Raw genomic sequence first — 21,219 nt, 5'->3', positions numbered from 1 at the left:
CTTGCATGTATTAGGCACGCCGCCAGCGTTCGTCCTGAGCCAGGATCAAACTCTCCAAGAAAGTTGATTAGCTCATAAGTTTACGTTGGCTTAGTTTCATAAGAAACTAAATTATTATTGTTTGTTGACGTTTTTGTTTGTTTAGTTTTCAAAGAACAAGCTACCAATCTATTAATTAGTGACAAAAAATATAGTAACATAATTTTTCATCAGCGTCAACATTACTAAAACAATTTTCCACTTAAACATTTACGATAAGGTATCTCTCGTAATGAAGACATTCATTATCATACTCTCCATTTGGCTGTTCGTCAACAATTATTTTCTCATCCCTATTTTAAATAATATTTAAAATTTTTATCACTATACTCCACCAAATAAATTAGCATTTGCTTTATTAGTAAATTCTAATTTTGCGATTATTATCAAACACACACAGCTCATACAAAGGATATCTTAATAAAAATGGTTTAGTTTGGCTTTAAAAGGAAAAAATATTGATATGAAGCACATGACCCGTCCCCTTGCTTCTTAATTTTGAAAAGGAGTGGTAATACAGTGGAGATGAATCAATTAAAAAAAGGCGAAGAAAAGGGATTTGTGAATCAACTGGATCAGAAGCAGGAGGATTTTACAACAGAGAGTGAGAGAATGCCGGAATTTGATGAAATTGGAACCGCTTTAAATGAAATATAATCAAAAAAACCCTTTACAAATAAGTTCTATTTGTAAAGGGTTTAATTAATATGGTTAGTTAATTTCAAGAACTACCGGACAATGGTCACTTCCTAACACCTCTGAATGAATTTCAGCATTTTTTAGTCGGTTACAGAAGGAATGCGATACAATAAAGTAGTCAATTCGCCAGCCAATATTCCGTTCACGCACCTTATTCATGTAAGACCACCATGTGTAAGCACCCTCTTGGTCAGGATAAAAAAGACGGAAGCTGTCAACAAAACCGGCTTCTAACAGTGCGGTCATTTTTCCGCGTTCCTCAACCGTAAAGCCGGAGTTACCTACATTTGATTTAGCATTTCTTAAGTCTAATTCACGGTGGGCGACATTTAGATCGCCGCAAAGGACAACGGGTTTAGACAAAGCCAGGTCTTGAAGGTATTCACGAATTCGATCTTCCCACTCTAGGCGATAGCCTAATCTAGCCAAATCCCGCTGAGAGTTTGGCGTATAGACGTTGACAAGGACAAAATCTTCAAACTCTAGTGTGAGAATTCGGCCTTCTTCTTCCGATTCGTCTACCCCTAATCCATATCGGACCGATAATGGTTCCACCTTAGTGAATACCGCAGTTCCCGAATAACCTTTCTTAATGGCATAGTTCCAATATTGGTGATACCCGTCTAATTCTAGATTAATTTGCCCTTCCTGCAATTTCGTTTCCTGAACGCAGAAAATATCGGCATCTACCTTATGAAAATAATCTAAAAAGCCTTTTTTGACACAAGCTCTAAGACCGTTTACATTCCAAGATACTAATTTCATTTATTATCCTCTTCTTATTCAATAGTTTAATAGAGGACATTGTACCAGTTAAAGAAAAAGGTTTAAAGTAAAATGCATGATTTAACAAAAAAAGAGAGCTAATAAAAATCAGCCCTCTTGCACCATTTATTCCGCATCAAAAACCTTTACTTCCACCATTTTATCGCCATTTCTCATGTTTCTCGCTGTCTCTAAGCCAGATGTTACTTGTCCAAATACGGTATGGACACCGTTTAGATGCGGCTGTGATTCATGAACGATAAAGAATTGGCTGCCTCCTGTGTCTCTGCCGGCATGTGCCATTGAAAGGGAACCTGGTATATGCTTATGTGGATTTCCTTGTGTTTCACATTTGATTGTGTAACCTGGACCGCCCATACCAGTTCCTGTTGGATCCCCGCCCTGGCTTACGAAGCCTGGAATGACACGGTGGAAAATGACACCGTTGTAGAAGCCTTCATTCGCTAATTTTTCAAAATTCTCTACCGTTCCAGGTGCTTCATTTGAAAATAAATCAAATTCAATCTTTTCTCCATTTTCCATTAATATGTATCCTTTTTTAGCCATTTAAACCACTCCTTATGTAAAAATCATTCTTATCATACACTTTTCGAAAAAGAAAATAAAGTAATGACCTCCTAATCCGTCATATTTCCGCTTAACCTGTGGTAAAATAGAATCGAGGGAAGGTTCTGTTCGAACATTTCGCTTGTTGCGGGACACTTAACCACTGTACGGACGGGCAGAACCTCCCTCTTCACAATCCAAATGACAAAGCCGTGACTAATGTCCGGCTTTTTTTTTTTAACCTGTCCCTTTTTCTAACCACAGATGAAAAGTATCAATTATAATAAGAAACAGCAAATAACCAATAAATGAATAGATATGATGCCAATTGTCCGAATGGATAAAGAAACCGAGTTCCTCTGCTAACTTTTCAAGAATAGGCACTAATAGGCTGACAAATAGAATAATCCCTTTTCTACCCCATTTATTCACCTGTGAAGTATAGTGTAAAAGGATCATGACACAGATCGGTAAAACCATTAACGTAAAAAGGATATTGACTGAAAAAATTTTTGGAAACGGCCGCAGCGGGAATTCATACAAACCTATCCCAACAAGAATAATGTCTAAATAAGTTCCCAGCAATGCCGCAAGAACGGCGCCGGCCAAGTGCTTCTTATTCCAAAAAGTTAATCGTCTTTTTTGCCAAGGCTGCAATTTCGAGTCGTTCAAGTGTTTTACAGTATTCATTCTTTATCTCCCCATCCGTTATTTCGGTGTCCTCCACTAAATAATCCGCAACTTTAAAGTCCTCAAACCAATCTCGCTTTTCCGCTTCCGGCTGAATGACATTTTTCCATGCATTCTCTAAACTAGGACTATAAAACCTTCTCGCCCCCCTTCGCAGCCGACAAGACTTCAACCGCATCGGATAGGTAAACCCGGGGAGCCCCTCCTTAACGTTATTGAATATATACAGCCAGTAATCCTTTCTCGAACCCGTATGTGGATGACTTTTCGCCCAATCAACTACTTGTCTTAGGAAATCTTTATTATGGAAGAGGACAGAATATAACCTTTTTCCAAGCAAAATCCGTTCATGTAATGATTCAAACTAATGAAGTGTCTGGCCAGCCAATTTTCCATCGTCATATGGGAAGAGGATATTATTAAACGAAAATAGGTCCTGTAGGATAAACTCACATTTATTTAATACTTCCTTTTGATAAAAAGGATGCTTCATTACCCGTTTTTCTAAGTAACTTTGTTCATTGATTTCCAGCGCGATACACAATATATAGGTGTCCCGATTCCTCTAAAAATGACTCCAAATTGTTTCCATGAAAGAAGAAATATTTAAATAGGTTAATAGATAAAATAGCTTTTATTTTGTTTTAAACTCTCTTCATATAGCAAAAATTGCGGATAAACATCTTGAAAAAAAAGTTAAAAAATGTACTCCCCTCTTTTTTCGAAAGCAGCTTTGCAATAAATTCCCCTTCAAGTCGGTCATATTCCAACCGCCATTACGCGAAACCATATGCCCTAACAAGGCCCATTTTATCTCCGGAAAACGTAAATAGAAATCCAAATAGGCCTTAGTTCGTAACACATTGTTTACATTGTGTCCCTCTGTTTCTCTCCTGATTTTCTCCAGCAGCTTCCGGTCTTTTAGTGTTAGATCATAGGAATCAGTAAAAGAGTTATTCATCTTCTTTTTTAATTCAATACGTATACTGTCAAGCGGTGCTTTTTCACGGTTTCTTGTAAAAAAATGACAAACAACCTCCCTTATGAATGGGCCTTGCACAAAAGGAATATGTATATCCTAGGGATATTTTGGTGAAAGGAAGGATGAACGCTCATGGGTGGTACCAGAAAAAGTATGGATTGGATCATTGAAACATTGAGAAAAGAACAGGCTCCCGACGGCTCTTGGGATTTTCCATTTGATACAGGCATTTCAACAGATGCTTATATGATCATTTTATTACGAACATTAGAGATTAATGATGAAGAATTAATACAAGGTCTTTGCCGGCGAATACTCGGCAAGCAGGAGAAAAACGGTGCCTGGAAATTATTTTATGACGAGGGAGAGGGAAATTTGTCAGCCACACTTGAAGCCTACTATGCGTTAATATATTCCGGTTATTACTCTAACTCTGAGCCAAAATTACGGAAGGCTAAAAAGTTTATTTTAGAACATGGCGGCTTAGGGGAAGTCAGCACCTTCACGAAAATCATGCTTGCCATTACCGGCCAATACAAATGGCCTTCATTTTCCCCGATGCCAATTGAAATCATTCTTCTTCCGTCCAGTTTCCCTGTTAATTTCTATTCATTCTCTGTATTTGGCAGAGCAAACATTACACCAATTATGATACTTGCCGCAAAGAGGTTTTCTCTTAAAACATCCAAATCACCAGACCTCTCGGAATTACATTTGAATCGTGATCAAGAGGATTCATGGATTCAATCCAGTGAATGGCGTTCTTTTTTATCCTTTATTGAAGAAGGTATTAAAAGCCTTATCGGTCTGCCTGTTGAACTTCACCGACTGGCAATTGACCGTGCAAGAAAATACATGCTCGACCGGATTGAACCTGATGGTACCTTTTTAAGCTATTACAGCTGCACCTTTTTAATGATTTTTGCCTTACTCTCATTGGGTTATAAGAAAACGGATCCCGTTATTACAAAGGCCGTTGCCGGAATTAAATCCATGCAGTGTGAAATCGATGGTGCTGCCGCATATGCAATACACCACTGCGGATGTGTGGAATACATCTCTAATTGGTTTTGCTTTGCAATCTGCAGGGGTTAGACCTGATGATCCAATGGTAGAAAAAGCCAATCTTTATCTCCTTAATCGGCAGCATCATAAATTTGGAGATTGGGTGATTCATACCCCGCATACCCTGCCAGGGGGCTGGGGCTTCTCAAATATTAACACAATACTTCCGGATGTTGACGATACAACAGCGGTCCTAAGATCCTTTTCCAGAATTGTCCCACCTGAAAACGCGGCTTGGGAACGTGGAGTCAATTGGACTTTATCGATGCAAAATGATGGTGGTGGCTGGCCGGCGTTTGAAAGGAATACAGATTCTAGTGTATTAGAATATCTGCCACTTGAAAAAGCAAAATTTTTACTGATGGACCCATCATGTGCCGATCTTACAGGAAGAACGCTTGAGTTTTTCGGAAATTACACAAATCTCCCCGAAAATCATACAGCTATTAAAAAGGCAATAAAATGGCTAAAGAAGGATCAAAAAAAGGATGGTTCTTGGTATGGACGATGGGGCATTTGCTATATTTACGGCACCTGGGGGGCGATTACCGGACTTAAGGCTGTGGGAACACCTAACAACGATTCTTCCATTAAAAAATCGATAAATTGGTTAAAGAGTATTCAAAATGAGGACGGAGGCTGGGGGGAATCTTGCCATAGCGATATTCAAGACAAATATATCCCGCTTGGCGCAAGTAGCGTCGTTCATACTGCATGGGCGTTAGATGCCTTAATAATGGTTTCAGATTATCCTGCAGCTGAAATCGAGCGGGGCATCACATATTTACTAAATTCCCTTAAAAATGAGGACTGGACAATGGAATACCCAAAAGGGCAAGGAATGGGTGGTGCATTTTATATTCACTACCATGGATACCGCTATATTTTTCCCCTCCTCACACTTTCACATTATCATAAGAAATTTGAAACAGGATAAAATTTAAAAAACATGACGACATAGAGGCATGTTCCTCTCTGTCGTCACTCATTCTTATCAACCTTTGGTTTTTAGATCCAAAGAGAAAATAGCCCTTCAGTTACACCGAGATTATACATATAGTATAGCCCAAATATTGTACTAACGATTCCGGCAGCTAATGTAAGTGATTGATTTATTTTTTTTCTTTTAGAGCTTAATACAAACGGCAGACCGATAATTGTTGTAAAAAGCAGCATCCCTGTAATGGTTCCAAAACCGAAGATTAAAATATATAATGCCCCTTGCCAAACAGAATGGACGGTACTCATCGTAAGTAAAACCATAGCCGCACTACCTGCAAGTCCATGAATTAATCCTATTACTATGGATTTCATATAGGACCCTCTTATGTATGAACGACCAGTATGTGTATGATCTTCATTTTGCTGTCTGCCCTTTCTAAAGGAGCGGATACTAACAATTCCTAAATAAACAAGCATAATCCCAACTAAAAACTCCAATGACATGGACCATTTATCCGAGATATCATTTTTTATTACAATTAAAATGAGCCCAATGATAAACAATGTCGCTGTATGACCAATCCCCCAAAACACCCCGGCAAGTGATGCATTCCATAACTTTTTACTGTGGCTGGCAATCGTGGTTACCGCGATAACATGATCGGGTTCAATTGCATGCTTAATTCCTAAAATGAACCCAAGTGCTAAAATTGAAAATAACGTTACCTCCATAAGCACTCCTCCTCAAATTTCTTTCTCATATAAATTACTATGTTAAACCTAATAAAATAAGCCTTCTTTTTCATATAAAGTAAAAAAGATTAAAAGGTAATTCAGACAAGCAATCATAAAAGGGATTCATGGTAAAAATCTTCATAAAAAAACAACAAACGGAAACACTAAAATCAGCATAAATTCTTACTTTAAAACTCAATTTTAGGTTTGCAAAGGGGTTGTTATCAATTTTAAAAAATAAATTGAGTTGGCTGTTTGTAACATCCTTAAAAGGAATCTCTCAAGTTATTTTAATTGAGAATGCTGTCTCTGGCTTTATTATTTTAGCAGCCATTACCATTGCATCTTTTTCTTTAGGAGTAGTAACTCTTTTTTCAAGCATAATTGGAACACTCATCGGTAAATTAGGCGGTGCTGACGGGGGGAGCGTCAATCAAGGTTTATATGGATATAACTCAGTATTGACAGGAATGGCCCTTTCATTATTTTTAAGCGGCGACGATCGATGGTTCATTGCCTTGGTCGGGTCTGCGATTGCAGCTTTACTTACAGCCTCGATGGTCCATTTTATGCGCCAAACTGGAATTCCAATTTTGACATTTCCCTTTATTGTCCTAACCTGGTTCTTGCTGCTTACTACATACAGACTGGTTACTTTTAAAATCAGCCCTGACCTTACACCACAATCTTTATCCAGTTGGACGCTGAATATTAAAGGAGAAACCCATTGGCTGGACGGAGCCTTCAATGGGATTGGACAAATTTTCTTTCTCGACAATACATTTTCTGGGTTTTTGCTTTTAATTGCCGTATTTTGGGCTGGGTGGAGACTAGGTCTTTATGCCATCATAGGTAATCTTGCAGCTTTGTTAACCTCATACGTCCTTGGCGGCGAACATTCATTGATTTTTATGGGGCTTTATGGATACAATGCCATTTTAACCATACTTGCTGTATCGATTGTTTTCAAGGGAGATTCTAAGCATGTGCTAATAACCGGAATTATTGCCGCTTGTTTAACCGTACCCATTACTGCTAGTGTTGTCACTTGGCTTTTGCCCTATGGACTCCCCGCACTTACCATGCCGTTTGTTCTTTGTACCTGGATTTTTCTTGGGGCCAGGAAAGTTCTCCCCTCAATCTAATAGTCAAAACAAAAGCATCCCAGTCAAGCCGGGATGCTTTTGTTATTGTTCAAGTTGATCGCTCATCATATCAAAAACTTTAGATTCAATAGCACTAACATGTTCTTCTTCAAGTGTTTGTTTGGGATGGGGATGGAACCAATGAATTTTATCATCATGAACTATCCCTTTATATTGATTACCCTGTACACTTAAAGAAAATTGCGGACGTTCATGGACATGACCTTCCCAAAGTTGACCTACTTCAAAATCTTCAAACATCATTTCACCCTCCTTACCTGTTTAAAGGGAGTTTTTCCAATTCTATTATCGAGTATGCGATGATTTGTTGGAATTGCCCTGTCACAATGACTAATATTTTCTAAGTGAATATTGTTTGGTTTGAAACCATTCTTGACAAATATTACGGTGAATTTCTGAAAAAATTTGTTCAATGACCTGTGTTGAATTACCGAAAACTCGAGCCGTGAATCCTGGTACTGGAAGCAGGGAAAGTCCAACTTTATAATCAGATGTATTTTGATCAAGCAGTGAATATAAATGATCAAGGAAAGAACTATTCATTTGCCGATCAACTATGAACATCGAACCCAAATGAGTAAACCCTTCCATGAACCCAAGTCCCCCAATTTTTTGCACAGACGGTTTTAATTTCAAATGATCGTAAACAACCAGTTCCCCATCCACGTAGATTTCATTTAATAACTGAACCGTTTTATAACTAAAATGCTCTCCTTCAGGTGACCAGCCAGGAGTAATGATATCTGAATAAAGCAAAGTGGCCGTGGAATCCATTCGAATTACGTTTTTTTGCTTGAAATGAGCATTTTGATAAGCAATAAGCGGATCTGGGAAATACTCCAGGTAACTTCCAGCTTGTAAAATAATCTCCGATTCCTGGTAAGCATATTGTTTTGGAGTTTTATAAACCTTTGTTGCTCCCTGAGTAGTTAAGGTCAGCTTGGCATTTTCAGCTAGGTTGATTTTCATTTGATAGCGGTCGCCATCCAAATAGCCGCCTCCAGGGTTTAATAAATAATAACATGCCCTGCCGGAATCGTCATGGTAAACAGGGCGCATTACTTTAAATGCACCCTGAAAATATACATTCTTCGCAACTGTTTTCCCTTTTCTGTCTTCCGCATTTAAGTGCAGAACACCTGTCCAATCACCCATATTAAGCCAGCCCTTTTAGTAATGCATTCTGCTTCAGCCAGTCGATTACATGATCAAGCCCTGCTTCTTCTTTTAAATTTGTGAAGGCAAACGGCCTATCCCCGCGAAATATTTTCGTATCTGATTCCATAACTTCAAGGCTGGCGCCGACATGCGGGGCTAAATCGGTTTTATTAATAATAAATAAATCCGATTTAATCATTCCCTGTCCGCCTTTTCGCGGGATTTTTTCACCTTGGGCAACATCAATAATATAGATGGAGAAATCAACCAGTTCAGGGCTGAATGTAGCAGCTAGATTATCACCGCCGCTTTCTACAAAAATCAATTCTACATCTGGATGTTTCTCTTTTAATTCATTAATAGCAGCAAAATTCATCGAAGCATCTTCACGAATGGCAGTATGCGGGCACCCTCCGGTTTCCACACCGATAATACGATCGGCGGGCAGAACCCCATTTTGCATTAAAAATTTTGCATCTTCTTTTGTATAGATATCGTTTGTAACGACTGCCATACTTAATTCGTCATTTAAGCGCCGTGTTAATTTTTCCACGAGCATAGTTTTTCCTGCTCCCACAGGTCCGCCAACTCCAATTTTAATTGGTTCCATAGTGAACACTTCCCTTCTTCTTTCACGACATAAAAATTCGAATATTTACACGTTCATGTCTCATTTGGGATAATTCAATCCCCGGTGAAACAATACCAAAATCTTCTTCATTCAATTGCTCGATCACATGTGATGCTTCAATGAGAACAGACTGGACATCACGGATTACTTTCTGTCCTGCCGTTTGACCCAACGGAATGCCACGGACCGCATTTTGAACAATACTAGAAACCACCGAATACAAGTAAAATAAAACAGCTGTGGATTTTGAAACACCAAGATAATGGGCAACAATCGTAAAAACGATGGCTGGGTGGCCGAAAGATTGCTTGGCACTAATCCTCTTTCTGTAACTAGAAAGAGCCGGTATCTCATATAAAGTTTGGACAAGCTCTAGCATCCGTTCGCCCATCCTCATGCTGCCCTCTCGGGTTTCACGAGGCAAATTTTGGACTGTTAACAAACGGTCAATTTTCCATACCTTTTCAAAATCTTCCTCATCCAATGCTTGATAGGTAAGACGAGCTGCCAGACCATCTGCATAAATAAGCTGCTCATGTATATATACCTGAAGCCATTGGGAGAAGCTTTCAAGATTATGTACCGTGTTCTCCTGTATATAACTTTCGAGACCATATGAATGGCTAAAGGCACCAGTTGGAAAATTTGAATCACACAGCTGAAATAATGCTAGGATTTTATCATTCATGACTATGACCAATATGGCGAAACGCCTGTTTAACTTTTCTATTTTCACGTTTATATGGAATTTCCAGCTCTTTTAACAGCTCTTCGACAAGATAATCATATTGAACCATCATTACATCATCCTCGAACTGAGCTGGAAGATGCCTATTTCCCAGCTGATGAGCGATTGTTCCCATTTCTTTAATACTGCGTGGATTGATAACGATTAAATCATCTGCAATTACATCAATCACAATCATATTCTTCTCATCCATATAAAGTACATCGCCAGCAACAAGGTCACGAGGATCCTTTAAACGGATGCCAATTTCCCGGCCGTGGTCCGTTGTTACCCGCTGAATCCGTTTTACAAGATGATCACTATCAAGGTAAACCTTTTCAATATGACGTCTTATAATCTCTTCTTTTTCCATATTTTCAATATTCGTTTCTATTCTTTCAATCAGCACATCTTTCACCTCAAAATAGAAAATAACGCTGGGCCATCGGCAATTTTTCAGCCGGCGAACTTGTAATTAGTTCCCCGTTAACCCTGACCTCATATGTTTGTGGATCAACAGTTAACTCAGGCGTTTCCGAATTCAGTTTCATATCTTTTTTCGTTAATTTTCTTATTCCGTGTACTGGCAGAATTACTTTTTCCAGTCCAAGTTTTTCATGCACTTTTCCTTCATACGCCGCTTGCGAAATGAACGTAATGGAACTCTTTGGCAAGGCTTTCCCAAAAGCTGCATACATCGGGCGGCTTATCACCGGCTGTGGTGTTGGAATAGAGGCATTTGCATCTCCCATCATTCCGTGGACAATTAAACCGCTTTTTAAGACTAATTCTGGTTTCACACCAAAAAACGCTGGAGACCAAATCACAAGGTCAGCAATTTTTCCAACCTCAATGGAACCAACATATTCAGAAATTCCGTGAGTAATCGCAGGATTAATCGTATATTTTGCAATGTAACGCTTTGCACGATTGTTATCGGAAAGTTTACCATCCCCTTTAAGGGAACCTCGTTCATGTTTCATTTTATCGGCTACCTGCCATGTCCGTAAAACTACCTCTCCTACTCGGCCCATCGCCTGAGCGTCTGAACTTGTCATACTAAAGATCCCCATATCCTGCAGGACATCCTCAGCCGCAATCGTTTCCTTCCTAATCCTTGAATCAGCAAAAGCGATATCCTCAGGGACGGATGGATTTAGATGGTGACAAACCATAAGCATATCTAAATGTTCATCAACAGTATTAACTGTATAAGGCAATGTAGGATTGGTTGAAGACGGAAGTACATTCATAAAGCTTGCCGACTTAATTAGATCAGGCGCATGACCGCCTCCCGCTCCTTCTGTATGGTACATGTGAATAACTCTATCTTTAATAGCAGCCATCGTATTTTCAACAAAACCTGATTCATTTAAGGTATCAGCATGAAGTGCCACCTGGACATCATATTCATCCGCAACCCTTAACGCATGGTCAAGCGCTGAAGGTGTTGCCCCCCAGTCTTCATGGACTTTTAATCCTATCACACCAGCTCTCACTTGCTCTGCAAGCGGTTCTCCTGTTGCTGCCTGCCCTTTGCCCGTTAAGCCAACATTTATTGGCAGTCCTTCCACTGCTTCAAGCATTCGGTGGATATTCCATTCTCCTGGAGTTACTGTTGTTGCTCTCGAGCCCGCTGAAGGTCCGGTACCGCCGCCAATCAACGTAGTTAGTCCAGCCGTTAGAGCAACTTCCACTTGTGCCGGATTAATAAAATGCACATGTGTATCGATTCCCCCCGCAGTTACAATCATGCCTTCACCAGCAATGATTTCAGTCGACGCGCCTATGATGATATCGACTCCATCCATTACTAATGGGTTACCTGCTTTTCCAATACCGGCAATTTTCCCGTCTCGAATGGCAAGATCCGCCTTATAGATTCCTGTGTAATCTAAAATCACGGCATTCGTAATCACTACATCCGGAATGCCTTCACCGCGTGTCACAAGCGGATGCTGCCCCATTCCATCACGAATGACTTTACCGCCGCCAAATACGACTTCCTCACCATAGGTGGTATAGTCTTTTTCAATTTGAATAAGCAAGTCTGTGTCCGCCAGCCGAATGGAATCGCCTGTAGTTGGCCCAAACATTTGGGCATACTGCTTTCTTGGCATTTCAAAACTCATTTGCCTTGCCCTCCTTCGATTGAGCCGTCCGTTTTGTTGTTAAAGCCATATACTTTTTGTTCACCTGCATATGGAACCAATTCAACCTCTTTCTCATCGCCCGGTTCAAAACGGACTGCAGCACCGGCAGGAATGTTTAACCTTTTACCATAGCCTTCTTCCCTGGAAAACTGTAAGGATTCATTCACTTCATAAAAATGATAATGTGACCCTATTTGAACCGGTCGGTCACCCGTATTCGTTACCTTAACTTTGGATACGCTTCTTCCTTCATTACATATAATTGGTTCTTCTTTTAAAAATAATTGACCTGGTTCCCATTCCATTAGTTATCCCTCCTGCTGTTAATTAACGAATTGGATCATGTACAGTTACTAGTTTTGTTCCATCTGGGAAAGTTGCTTCTACTTGAATATCGTCAATGATATCGGCAATTCCTTCCATTACATCCTCACGTGTTAAGATGGTCGCACCGTATTCCATCAATTCCGCTACGGTTTTTCCATCTCTTGCACCCTCTAATACCTCATAAGTGAGAAGTGCTACTGCTTCAGGATAATTTAGCTTTAATCCTCTTTCTTTTCTTCTTCTTGCAAGATCTGCTGCAACTACAATCATTAGCTTGTCAATCTCACGTGGTACTAGTAACATCACCAAGCCTCCTTTAAAATTTTGTTGTGAAATTTAAACACCCTCAATATAATTCTCCATAATCATGGGAATTAAACATAAAATTGGAAGTAACATTACTCTTTCACCTAAATTAAACAATTATTTTTTTGGTAATAATAGATACTTTCCTAATAAATTAGCTCTAATGGGAAAGTCCCCATTAGAGCTTAGCTAAGTCTACTCATTTGTACAGATTGAGTAAGTCAGTAAGACCTTTATAGATTGTGACCATTTCTTCAAGCTTCATTCTTACTAAACCGCTTGAAGAAGGAGCTACAAAATCTATGGTCCCTGGAACAACCGCCTCCTCCTGTTTCCCCCACGGTGCCGCCTTCTGTCCGCTGAATTGTAAATACACCCCTTTACCGACATAACAAACAATTTTCGGACTTAGCCTAGCAATTTTTTGTTTCAATATTTCCCTGCCTTGTTTATACTCATCTTTTGTAATTTCATCTGCAGCCTTTGTTGGTCTTGGAACAATGTTCGTGATTCCCATATCCCATTCTAATAAACAATCATCCTCTAATGGTTCTAGCTTTCTAGGGGTTAAGCCTGCCTCGTATAAAATTTTCCAGAATCGATTACTCGGGTTAGCAAAATGATGACCAGTTTCGCTTGACCGAATACTAGGATTAAAGCCGACAAACAAAATATTTAAATGTTCTTTTATACGATCATCCACTTCTCTCATCTCTTATACTCCTTCAAAAATATCCTGCTACCAACATATTAGCAGGAATTACAGAAAAAGATAAATTTCATTCATACTAATAGATGCGTATTCCTCGAAACGAAGTAATAATACTTGCCAGCAAGCCGACAATGGAAACAATCACGAGCGAATACAATAGTTTGGCATCTTGAAGGAATAGCAAGCCGACTATAATAATGACCGCATCCGTCGCAAAGATGATGACACCAACATTGATTCGGGACCATTTGGCAAGCATCAGCGCGAGCAGGTCCATGCCTCCAGGGCTGATATGACTGCGAAGCATAACCCCGACACCAATCCCAATAATGGTGGCACCTAGGATGATGCTGCTCATGATTGGCATGTGTATCACGCCATTTAACGGCACCCATATTTCCAGCATTAAGCCGCATATTATCGCTCCAAATAAGCCGTTATAAAAATAAGATGGATTATATTTTAGGGCATATAAATAAACAGGTATATTTAAGAAAATAAACGTAACTCCTGCCTTCAACCCCCAAATGTAATTAAACAAAAGACTTATGCCGAAAAATCCCCCATTAATTAAATGGAAAGGAAGGATAAACCCATTAATGCCTATTCCAATCATCGTACTCCCAAAGCCAATTACCGCTATTTTTTTTACCATCCTGACCATCCCTTGTCCAATTTCCTTTATATACATATATGATTGGGCAGTAAACTTCATTCGAAAGGAATTTAGACAAGAATGGTACTACAGAAAAAGGAACCAAACACTGTTGGTTCCTTCCCGACGCTAATCATCAATCTGAAGTCTGTTGATTCGTTAATTTAACGGTCAAGTTTTTCAGCTTTCCATCACGATATACTTCAAATTTGATTTTATCACCGCTTTTTACCTTGGAATATAAATACTTGCGTAATTCTGAAGAATTGGCGATTTTTTCACCATTCATAGACACAATTACATCTTTTGGCTGAAATCCGCCGCGTGCTGCTGCAGAGTTAGGGTCTATATTCATGACGATGACACCTTTTGTGACATTCTTAGGAAGATCTCCCCAGTAAACCTGCGGAACCTCATCAAGATCTGCTAATCCAATACCAATATAAGGGCGTTCAATCTTTCCGTTTTTAATTAATTGGTTGACAATTGGAATCACATCATTGCTTGGTATCGCGAAGCCCAGACCTTCAACACCGCTTTCTGCTATTTTCATGCTATTAATCCCAACAACCTGCCCTTGTGGATTTATTAAAGCCCCTCCGCTATTACCTGGATTAATCGCAGCGTCTGTTTGAATAACCGTTGTTTCCCAATTTCCAGCAGATGTAGGGACAGAAATGCTTCGGTTTGTTGCACTGACAATTCCCTGTGTTACCGTCCTAGACAGATCTAAACCTAACGGGTTCCCAATTGCATACACTTGATCACCAGGGCGGAGTGTGGTTGAATCACCGAATGAAGCAGTGGAAGAGACATTTTTCCCCTCAATTTTAAGAACGGCTAAGTCGGTTAAGGCATCCGTCCCAACCACTGTAGCATGTGCCTTTGTTCCATCGTATAACGACACTTCCAGTTTAGAGGCGCCTTCAACCACGTGATTATTCGTCACAATATAAGCATGACCATTTTGTTTCTCAAAAATCACTCCAGAGCCTGAGCCCTGCTCTACATTTTGAGATGGTCCAGAATTCCCAAAAAAATCAACACTTTGCTGCTGCTGATAATTCTCAATACCCACAATGGCTTTTGACACTTTCTCAACTGTATCAGCAATGGAATTTGAAGTGTTGGCAGAGACAGGTTTTACCTGTGCACTATTATTCTCCATTTGGACAGGCCTGTCTTCTGCCTGTGGCTGGAAGTTTTTAAAATAATCCGTATGCGGGAGAATGGTCAATGTTAACACAGAACCAATGACTCCTGCCGCAAGGGTAGAGGCAAAGCCTTTCACACTCTTTTTCATAGGGCTCTTTAGGTCAGCATGATTAGTGCTTTTTTCATCAATTTTTAAATCCGTTACAGGATTCTGCTTACTTTCAGCTTCTTCTTTTAAAGTATCACTTGAGCTAATTTGTTCATCTTCAACTTCATTTAAATGACCTGAAGGATTTGCCGGTATTGATAAATCAATTGAATTTTCTTGTTCAAACTGTTCTTTTTCCATGTTTCATCAACTCCTATATTGCTCAGATCCATTAATTTATTTCTTGTCTTCACTTTATCCAACAAATGTTAATAAACTATGAACAATTTTTAAATGGATTTGGAATAATATAAGAATAATTATGTAAAAAAAACAGCTGTGATTTCTAGCCCGCAGCTTAGTTTGAATCCAATTGACAAGGAAACCGTAACACAAATTTTGTCCCTTTTCCTTTTTCGCTAAAAACATTGATTTCACCATTGTGAAGCTGAACTAATTGTTTTACAATTGATAACCCTAAACCAAATTCACCATATGGATTACTAGTTCTTGACAGGTCGGCTTTATAAAAGCGACGCCAAATATTTTCAACTTCACCTGAGTCTATTCCAATACCTGTATCTTCAATCTCAATGATAATATGATTTTTTTCTGATTTTCCCCGCAGCCAAATGATACCGTCAGACGTAAATTGAATGCTGTTTTTAGTAATATTGATTAAAATTTGAACGAGACGATCATAGTCAGCGAATACATATAAGTCAGAAGAAGCTTCCACAATAATCTGATCATTCTTTTCATCAGCCTGCAGACTTAATTGTTCCTGGATAATTTCCAGTACTTCCGTGAGCTGGATTTCCTCTTTAAATAAACGAATCTGATTGGAGCGGATTTTTTCGTAATCAAGGTTTTCGTTTACAAGCCTGATTAATCTCTTTGCCTCCTGACTGACAAGATTAATCCCTCTTTCCTTATCCTCTTCAGGGATCATATTATTTTTTAACCCTTCGATCACACCGCTGATGGTCGTAAGCGGTGTCCGCATTTCATGGGAAACATCAGCCATAAATTGCCTTCGGCGGTTTTCCAGGCTCTCAATTTCCAGCATCGAAGCATTAATTTTATCTACCATGTGGTTAAAATCATTGGCTAATTCCCCAATTTCATCATAATTAGAGGAATGAACATGTACATTATAATTACCTTTCGAGACCTGGGAGGCAGCATCACGAAGACGCTGAATGCGTAATACGTGAATTCGTGATAAATACCAGCTTTGTAAAAACGATACACCAAAAGCAATTAAAATGGTATATAGTAAAATCTCATTAATTTGCTGAATCATTTTTACAGAACCGCTAATCGGTGAGGTTAAGAGAATTCCTCCGTAAAATTTACCATGATCTAAATAAGGTAAAACAACAAATGTTACCCCATCCTGGTCAAAGCTTTTATAATCACTTTGTACGACAATGGTCTGACCCTTTGTCACCTTTTCCCATTTAGACCGCGGCAGATTTTTTATCGCTGGTCCATGGTTATTCACTAAATATAGGTTTCCATCACGATCAAACATACTAAAGCTCATTTTTCTGGCAGCTAAAACATTACTGTATTGGTCAATAATCTGGTCAGAAGCAAGAGGCGATTCCTTAATATCAGACAGAATGGCTCTACCGTATGAAATAAGCTCGTCCGATTTATTTTCATAGACAAGATTTTCCAGATAATGGGCAAAGAGCAGACTTAACAGCAGAAACGCCACAATAATAATACTAATATGGGTGGAAAACTGTTGATAAAAATACTTAAATTTCATCGGCTTTCGTTGTGTCATCGAACTTATACCCTACTCCCCAGACAGTATGGAAAAACGTCTGTGATGATGTTTCTACTTTTTTCCGGAGCCGCTTAATATGGACATCGACCGTGCGTTCATCTCCATAGAATTGATAGCCCCACACACTTTCTAGCAGCTGCTCCCTTGAAAACACCTGGCGAGGATGTTCTGCTAAATAATATAGTAAATCAAACTCTTTTGGCGTTAAGTTGCTAATTGGTGTCCCGTCTACGATTACCTCTCTAGTGGTTTTATTCACCTGAAAGTGCTCCGTTTTCAGAATACCAGCCGTTTCTCTTGGCGCTTGTGTTTGGTAACGGCGCGTGACCGCCTTAATTCTCGCCATAAGTGTCAGCGGACTGAATGGTTTCGTGACATAATCATCGGCCCCCATTTCAAGGCCTAGCACTTGATCAGATTCGCTGTCTTTTGCAGTTAACATAATAATTGGCACTGTTAATCTTTCTTCCCTTATTTTCCTGCAGATTGTTACTCCGTCCATTCCAGGAAGCATCCAGTCAACAATCAGCGCATCCCATGTATCATTTTTAAATCGTTGATAGCCTTCAAGCCCATCGTTAATAAATACACCCTCAATGCCTTCTTTAGCAAAGAACATCTCAATCATCGAGCAAACACTTTTATTATCTTCAATCACTAATATTTTCAAATTAGTTCAACTCCCAGCAAGAATCTTCACAATACTAGTGTAAACTTTTTTTTTTCGATAGCAAAGATTCAAACCCTTTCTTAAAAACTTATTAATAGATTGTTCATAGTTTTGAAATATATAATCCAAAAAGGCCTTGAACCAAATTCAAGACCACTGTTTAACAGCTATAAAACATTTTATTTAGAAAGTACAAAATGCTCGCTTAACTCTTCCCTCATTAATTCTGGAAGAGGTTCGCTTTTTTGTGTTTCAAAATTGAAATAAACCATTGCAACACTGCCATGAGCAATCAGTTCATTTGTTCCCTCTAAGATAATGTCATGATCAAGCTGGAAGCTTTTTGTTCCTATTTTTGATACATAGGTTTTAACCACTAATCGTTGATTGAAATACCCTTGATTAACAAAATCACATTTCGCTGATGCTAAAATAAAATTCCAATTCTTTGCATCTGCTCCATACCCTAGAGTTTCTAAAAAACGGATACGCGCTTCTTCTAGATAAATAAAATAACTTGTATTATTGATATGACCGAGAGCATCGGTTTCACCAAAACGAACGGTAACCTGGGTTTCATGCATTTAGACTATCATCCTTCCAAAATTTGAATATTTAGTTTATTATACATTTATTTATTAAATATTCATATTTATTTGAAATGCATGCCCTTTCAAGCCAGGGCCATTTTTATCTTTTCCCTATTTATACTTTATTTGGTTCTGGAATCATAATGGTTCCTACGGTTCTTCTTCTTCTTCCATTTTCCGGCTTGTACTGAGTATATTTAGCGTATACTTCTCTTAATTCTTTAATAAAATCTGTTAATTCTTCCTCCGACAAGAATAACGACGTTTGGCGGAAGGTGACTCCATCTGCTGCCAAATCAAAATTATCTTGGTTTAAATACCGTTCATATTCCCCCATTAAATTAGCCATGTATTTCATAAAAAGACTTAAATGCTCATCCTTTGACATCTGCTTCAATTCTTCGGATCCAATTAACGATTTATTTGGATCTTGTATCGAGTACACTTTTTCTACCGTCCCTCGATTAGGTATTTCATCTACAATATAAATAACTTCTGATTCGACTAATTTTTTTATGTTTCGATATAAAGATGCCTGTGGAATATCCGGCAAAATTTCTTTTAATTGCTGTGGCGTTAATTGTTGATTGATTAGATTCTGAATAATTCTCATTCTGACAGGGTGCAAAATTACATCGATAATTGATTCATTCATCTTTCTAGCTCCTATTTTTTATTATCATTATCAATAATGATAATAAAATTTTTAAACTTTGTAAAGAACCTTTTTATATTTTTTCCAAAACTTTTCTAGATAATATCTTTTCTACATTTACATGAAAGGACATATGAAAACCCATATTAAAACGAGGAGGTTTGGGGCTATGAATTTATCGTGGATATTGGCAGCTTGGCTGGCCGTACAGCCAGTCGATACTCCTGAAGAAATAACCATTACAAAAGATAGCATGCCAGTAACAACCATTAATCAATTAGATTTTTTTCATCCTTATACGGACCTGCCGATATTTGACGAACAAAAATATCAACAATTCTTAGATCAATTGGATAAAAAAATTTCCAGTGCAGCTAAAAACGCCCGGATTGATACGAATGGAAATATTTTGCCCGAAGAAACTGGATACAAAATTGACAGACAGGCCTTAAAGGAACGAATTTATTCTAATTTTTTCAACCAAAATACCACAAGCATTGAAATACCATTGATGACTATATATCCAAAAGTAGACAGTGAATTATTAAGTGATATACGAAATAAGCAGATTGGACGCTATATTACTTCATTTAATCCACAAAATAAAAATCGCTCATTTAATATTAAGCTTGCAGCAGAAGCAATAAATAATTATGTTGTTTTTCCAGGAGAGACTTTTTCATTCAATAAAGTAGTTGGTAAACGAACTATTGCAAAGGGATATTTGAAGGCACCCGTTATCGTAAGGGGGGAATTTTCGGAAGATATTGGCGGCGGTATTTGCCAAGTATCCTCAACCCTCTTCAATGCCGTGGATAATGCTGGTCTTGCAATTGTACAACGGTTTTCTCATAGCCGCGATGTCCACTATATTCCTCCGGGGAGAGATGCAACTGTCAGCTGGTACGGTCCTGATTTCGTCTTTAAAAATAAATATCAGCAGCCTGTCTTAATCCGGGCCAGAACGCTTGGACATCTTCTGATAATTAATTTATATTCCTCAGAAGGAATACATTACAAACCAAGGAAAATTCCTAATGCAATATATTGAAAAAGTCCGCAGTATTTGCGGACTTTCAAATTGTCGAGAAAGGGTATTTTTCTCGGCAATTTTTCATTTTGTCAGACCTAAAATACGGATTTTATAATAAGATTGACCATGCTAACGGGGCCTGTTGATTTCCGCTCCGAACACTCGCTTTCCGCGGGGAGGTCCTGGAGCCTCCTCGGCGCTTTGCGCTTGTGGGGTCTCCAGTGACCTCTCGTTCCCGCAGGAGTCGAGTGCCCTCCGCTCCAATCAACAGGGAGCAAATCAACCTAAAGAATTGCAACACACCTTTTCCAACTTAGCTAAATGTGTTGAAATCTTTTTTATATTTTGGCAGGTTGCAGTAAGGAGATCCTGTTCACTCGCTTTCTTCAATCCCAGTAACCGGCAATAGCGAAACCCATGCAGCTCTTCCCAAGTCTACAAAGCTTCGCTCAATTTTTTCCTTTCTAAATTTATAAAGCAGTTCCTTGAATTTTAAATCTAAAAACCAGCGGTAGTCCACGTTTGTTCTTATTTCCCTTTCTAACTGACGTTTAGAACGAATGCCGTAAATGTAGCCAATAAACATCATTTTAAAAAGAATAAGAGGATCGGTAAGGCTTCCGTTATCATTACTATAATAAGGACGAACTTTTTCTAAAAGAAATGAAAAAGCTATATATTTGTCAATCAAGCGGTGAAGGTGGTCGTCTGGAACTAATTCATCAATAGACAGAAAATCATATTCACTTTAGCTAAACTCTTTTGGCTTAAACATTGATTTCACACTTATTTAAATTATTTATTTGTTGAACGGAAGGTCTTTATTGAATAACACACTGTTGATTGGA

General features: G+C 38.7%; 22 protein-coding genes, 1 rRNA gene and 4 pseudogenes. 4 read left to right on the top strand and 23 right to left on the bottom strand.

Annotated features, from left to right (window positions below; genetic code table 11):
* Nucleotides 1–61, bottom strand: a 16S ribosomal RNA gene (locus IE222_RS25420); the annotation flags it as partial.
* Nucleotides 62–558: 497 nt separating this feature from the next.
* On the opposite strand from IE222_RS25420, the gene IE222_RS25415 reads away from it, so the two are divergent.
* Nucleotides 559–696 (top strand): hypothetical protein, encoded by a 138-nt coding sequence (locus tag IE222_RS25415; RefSeq protein ID WP_191277178.1) that lies wholly within the window; start codon nucleotides 559–561, stop codon nucleotides 694–696.
* A 54-nt stretch (nucleotides 697–750) separates the two neighbouring features.
* Here the strand turns inward: IE222_RS25415 and IE222_RS25410 are convergent, their stop codons facing one another.
* The 4 genes and pseudogenes from IE222_RS25410 to IE222_RS27050 form a co-directional block, all read right to left on the bottom strand.
* Nucleotides 751–1,503 (bottom strand): exodeoxyribonuclease III, encoded by a 753-nt coding sequence (locus IE222_RS25410; protein WP_191277177.1) that lies wholly within the window; start codon nucleotides 1,501–1,503, stop codon nucleotides 751–753.
* 126 nt (nucleotides 1,504–1,629) lie between these two features.
* The gene (locus IE222_RS25405) at nucleotides 1,630–2,070 is read right to left on the bottom strand and encodes a peptidylprolyl isomerase (protein ID WP_191277176.1); all 441 of its coding nucleotides are present in this window, start codon (nucleotides 2,068–2,070) and stop codon (nucleotides 1,630–1,632) included.
* Nucleotides 2,071–2,307: 237 nt separating this feature from the next.
* Nucleotides 2,308–2,760, bottom strand: a complete 453-nt coding sequence (locus IE222_RS25400; RefSeq protein ID WP_223282897.1) for a CBO0543 family protein — start codon at nucleotides 2,758–2,760, stop codon at nucleotides 2,308–2,310.
* Nucleotides 2,687–3,721 (bottom strand): annotated as a pseudogene (locus tag IE222_RS27050) (DUF2515 family protein). Before IE222_RS27050 ends, IE222_RS25400 begins: the two are co-directional and overlap by 74 nt.
* Before the next feature lie 153 nt (nucleotides 3,722–3,874).
* Here IE222_RS27050 and shc point away from each other — a divergent pair.
* Nucleotides 3,875–5,744 (top strand): annotated as a pseudogene (gene shc / locus IE222_RS25390) (squalene--hopene cyclase).
* Between the two features lie 71 nt (nucleotides 5,745–5,815).
* On the opposite strand, the gene IE222_RS25385 reads toward shc, so the two are convergent.
* On the bottom strand, nucleotides 5,816–6,481 hold the full coding sequence (locus tag IE222_RS25385) for an urease accessory protein UreH domain-containing protein (RefSeq protein ID WP_191277175.1): 666 nt from the start codon (nucleotides 6,479–6,481) through the stop codon (nucleotides 5,816–5,818).
* 221 nt (nucleotides 6,482–6,702) lie between these two features.
* On the opposite strand from IE222_RS25385, the gene IE222_RS25380 reads away from it, so the two are divergent.
* Nucleotides 6,703–7,629, top strand: coding sequence for an urea transporter (locus IE222_RS25380; protein ID WP_223282896.1), 927 nt, complete (start codon nucleotides 6,703–6,705; stop codon nucleotides 7,627–7,629).
* 42 nt (nucleotides 7,630–7,671) lie between these two features.
* On the opposite strand, the gene IE222_RS25375 is transcribed toward IE222_RS25380, so the two are convergent.
* The 15 genes from IE222_RS25375 to IE222_RS25305 all read right to left on the bottom strand — a co-directional run bounded on the left by IE222_RS25375 (nucleotide 7,672) and on the right by IE222_RS25305 (nucleotide 19,338).
* The gene (locus IE222_RS25375) at nucleotides 7,672–7,893 is read right to left on the bottom strand and encodes a hypothetical protein (protein ID WP_223282895.1); all 222 of its coding nucleotides are present in this window, start codon (nucleotides 7,891–7,893) and stop codon (nucleotides 7,672–7,674) included.
* Nucleotides 7,894–7,980: 87 nt separating this feature from the next.
* Complete coding sequence (locus IE222_RS25370) at nucleotides 7,981–8,805, bottom strand: urease accessory protein UreD (RefSeq protein WP_191277173.1); 825 nt, start codon at nucleotides 8,803–8,805, stop codon at nucleotides 7,981–7,983.
* 1 nt (nucleotide 8,806) lies between these two features.
* A complete protein-coding gene (ureG, locus tag IE222_RS25365) occupies nucleotides 8,807–9,418 on the bottom strand; it encodes an urease accessory protein UreG (protein ID WP_191277172.1) in 612 nt (203 codons plus the stop codon).
* A 22-nt stretch (nucleotides 9,419–9,440) separates the two neighbouring features.
* Nucleotides 9,441–10,127 (bottom strand): urease accessory protein UreF, encoded by a 687-nt coding sequence (locus IE222_RS25360; RefSeq protein WP_191277171.1) that lies wholly within the window; start codon nucleotides 10,125–10,127, stop codon nucleotides 9,441–9,443.
* The gene (gene ureE, locus IE222_RS25355; RefSeq protein WP_191277180.1) at nucleotides 10,120–10,575 is read right to left on the bottom strand and encodes an urease accessory protein UreE; all 456 of its coding nucleotides are present in this window, start codon (nucleotides 10,573–10,575) and stop codon (nucleotides 10,120–10,122) included. Before ureE ends, IE222_RS25360 begins: the two co-directional genes overlap by 8 nt.
* Nucleotides 10,576–10,585: 10 nt before the next feature.
* Nucleotides 10,586–12,298, bottom strand: a complete 1,713-nt coding sequence (gene ureC, locus IE222_RS25350; protein WP_191277170.1) for an urease subunit alpha — start codon at nucleotides 12,296–12,298, stop codon at nucleotides 10,586–10,588.
* Complete coding sequence (locus IE222_RS25345) at nucleotides 12,295–12,624, bottom strand: urease subunit beta (protein ID WP_191277169.1); 330 nt, start codon at nucleotides 12,622–12,624, stop codon at nucleotides 12,295–12,297. The genes ureC and IE222_RS25345 overlap by 4 nt, the downstream gene beginning before the upstream one ends.
* 22 nt (nucleotides 12,625–12,646) lie before the next feature.
* Entirely contained in the window at nucleotides 12,647–12,949 is a 303-nt protein-coding gene (locus IE222_RS25340; protein ID WP_191277168.1) for an urease subunit gamma, read from the bottom strand.
* 202 nt (nucleotides 12,950–13,151) lie between these two features.
* A complete protein-coding gene (gene mug, locus IE222_RS25335; RefSeq protein WP_191277167.1) occupies nucleotides 13,152–13,664 on the bottom strand; it encodes a G/U mismatch-specific DNA glycosylase in 513 nt (170 codons plus the stop codon).
* Nucleotides 13,665–13,740: 76 nt separating this feature from the next.
* Nucleotides 13,741–14,319, bottom strand: coding sequence for a YitT family protein (locus tag IE222_RS25330; protein ID WP_191277166.1), 579 nt, complete (start codon nucleotides 14,317–14,319; stop codon nucleotides 13,741–13,743).
* A gap of 136 nt (nucleotides 14,320–14,455) precedes the next feature.
* Complete coding sequence (locus IE222_RS25325; RefSeq protein WP_191277165.1) at nucleotides 14,456–15,823, bottom strand: S1C family serine protease; 1,368 nt, start codon at nucleotides 15,821–15,823, stop codon at nucleotides 14,456–14,458.
* 157 nt (nucleotides 15,824–15,980) lie between these two features.
* Nucleotides 15,981–17,420 carry an ATP-binding protein gene (locus tag IE222_RS25320; RefSeq protein ID WP_223282894.1) on the bottom strand — a complete coding sequence of 480 codons (1,440 nt, stop codon included), beginning with the start codon at nucleotides 17,418–17,420 and terminating at the stop codon, nucleotides 15,981–15,983.
* Nucleotides 17,392–18,093 (bottom strand): response regulator transcription factor, encoded by a 702-nt coding sequence (locus IE222_RS25315; protein WP_191277164.1) that lies wholly within the window; start codon nucleotides 18,091–18,093, stop codon nucleotides 17,392–17,394. The genes IE222_RS25320 and IE222_RS25315 overlap by 29 nt, the downstream gene beginning before the upstream one ends.
* Nucleotides 18,094–18,272: 179 nt before the next feature.
* On the bottom strand, nucleotides 18,273–18,677 hold the full coding sequence (locus IE222_RS25310; protein ID WP_191277163.1) for an acyl-CoA thioesterase: 405 nt from the start codon (nucleotides 18,675–18,677) through the stop codon (nucleotides 18,273–18,275).
* A gap of 121 nt (nucleotides 18,678–18,798) precedes the next feature.
* Nucleotides 18,799–19,338, bottom strand: a complete 540-nt coding sequence (locus IE222_RS25305; RefSeq protein WP_191277162.1) for a helix-turn-helix domain-containing protein — start codon at nucleotides 19,336–19,338, stop codon at nucleotides 18,799–18,801.
* Nucleotides 19,339–19,507: 169 nt separating this feature from the next.
* Between IE222_RS25305 and IE222_RS25300 the strand changes: the two genes are divergently transcribed.
* Entirely contained in the window at nucleotides 19,508–20,389 is an 882-nt protein-coding gene (locus tag IE222_RS25300; protein WP_191277161.1) for a VanW family protein, read from the top strand.
* A 261-nt stretch (nucleotides 20,390–20,650) separates the two neighbouring features.
* On the opposite strand, the pseudogene IE222_RS27005 reads toward IE222_RS25300, so the two are convergent.
* Nucleotides 20,651–20,849: pseudogene (locus IE222_RS27005) on the bottom strand (transposase); the annotation flags it as partial.
* Between the two features lie 3 nt (nucleotides 20,850–20,852).
* A pseudogene (locus tag IE222_RS26595) lies at nucleotides 20,853–21,104 on the bottom strand (transposase); the annotation flags it as partial.
* Nucleotides 21,105–21,219: the final 115 nt, after the last annotated feature.

The sequence above is a fragment of the Neobacillus kokaensis genome, assembly GCF_014656545.1.
GTDB classification, from domain to species: Bacteria; Bacillota; Bacilli; order Bacillales; family Cytobacillaceae; genus Neobacillus; species Neobacillus kokaensis.
Note: the sequence above shows the minus strand (reverse complement) of the source record. Positions and strands in the feature narration are given on the sequence as shown.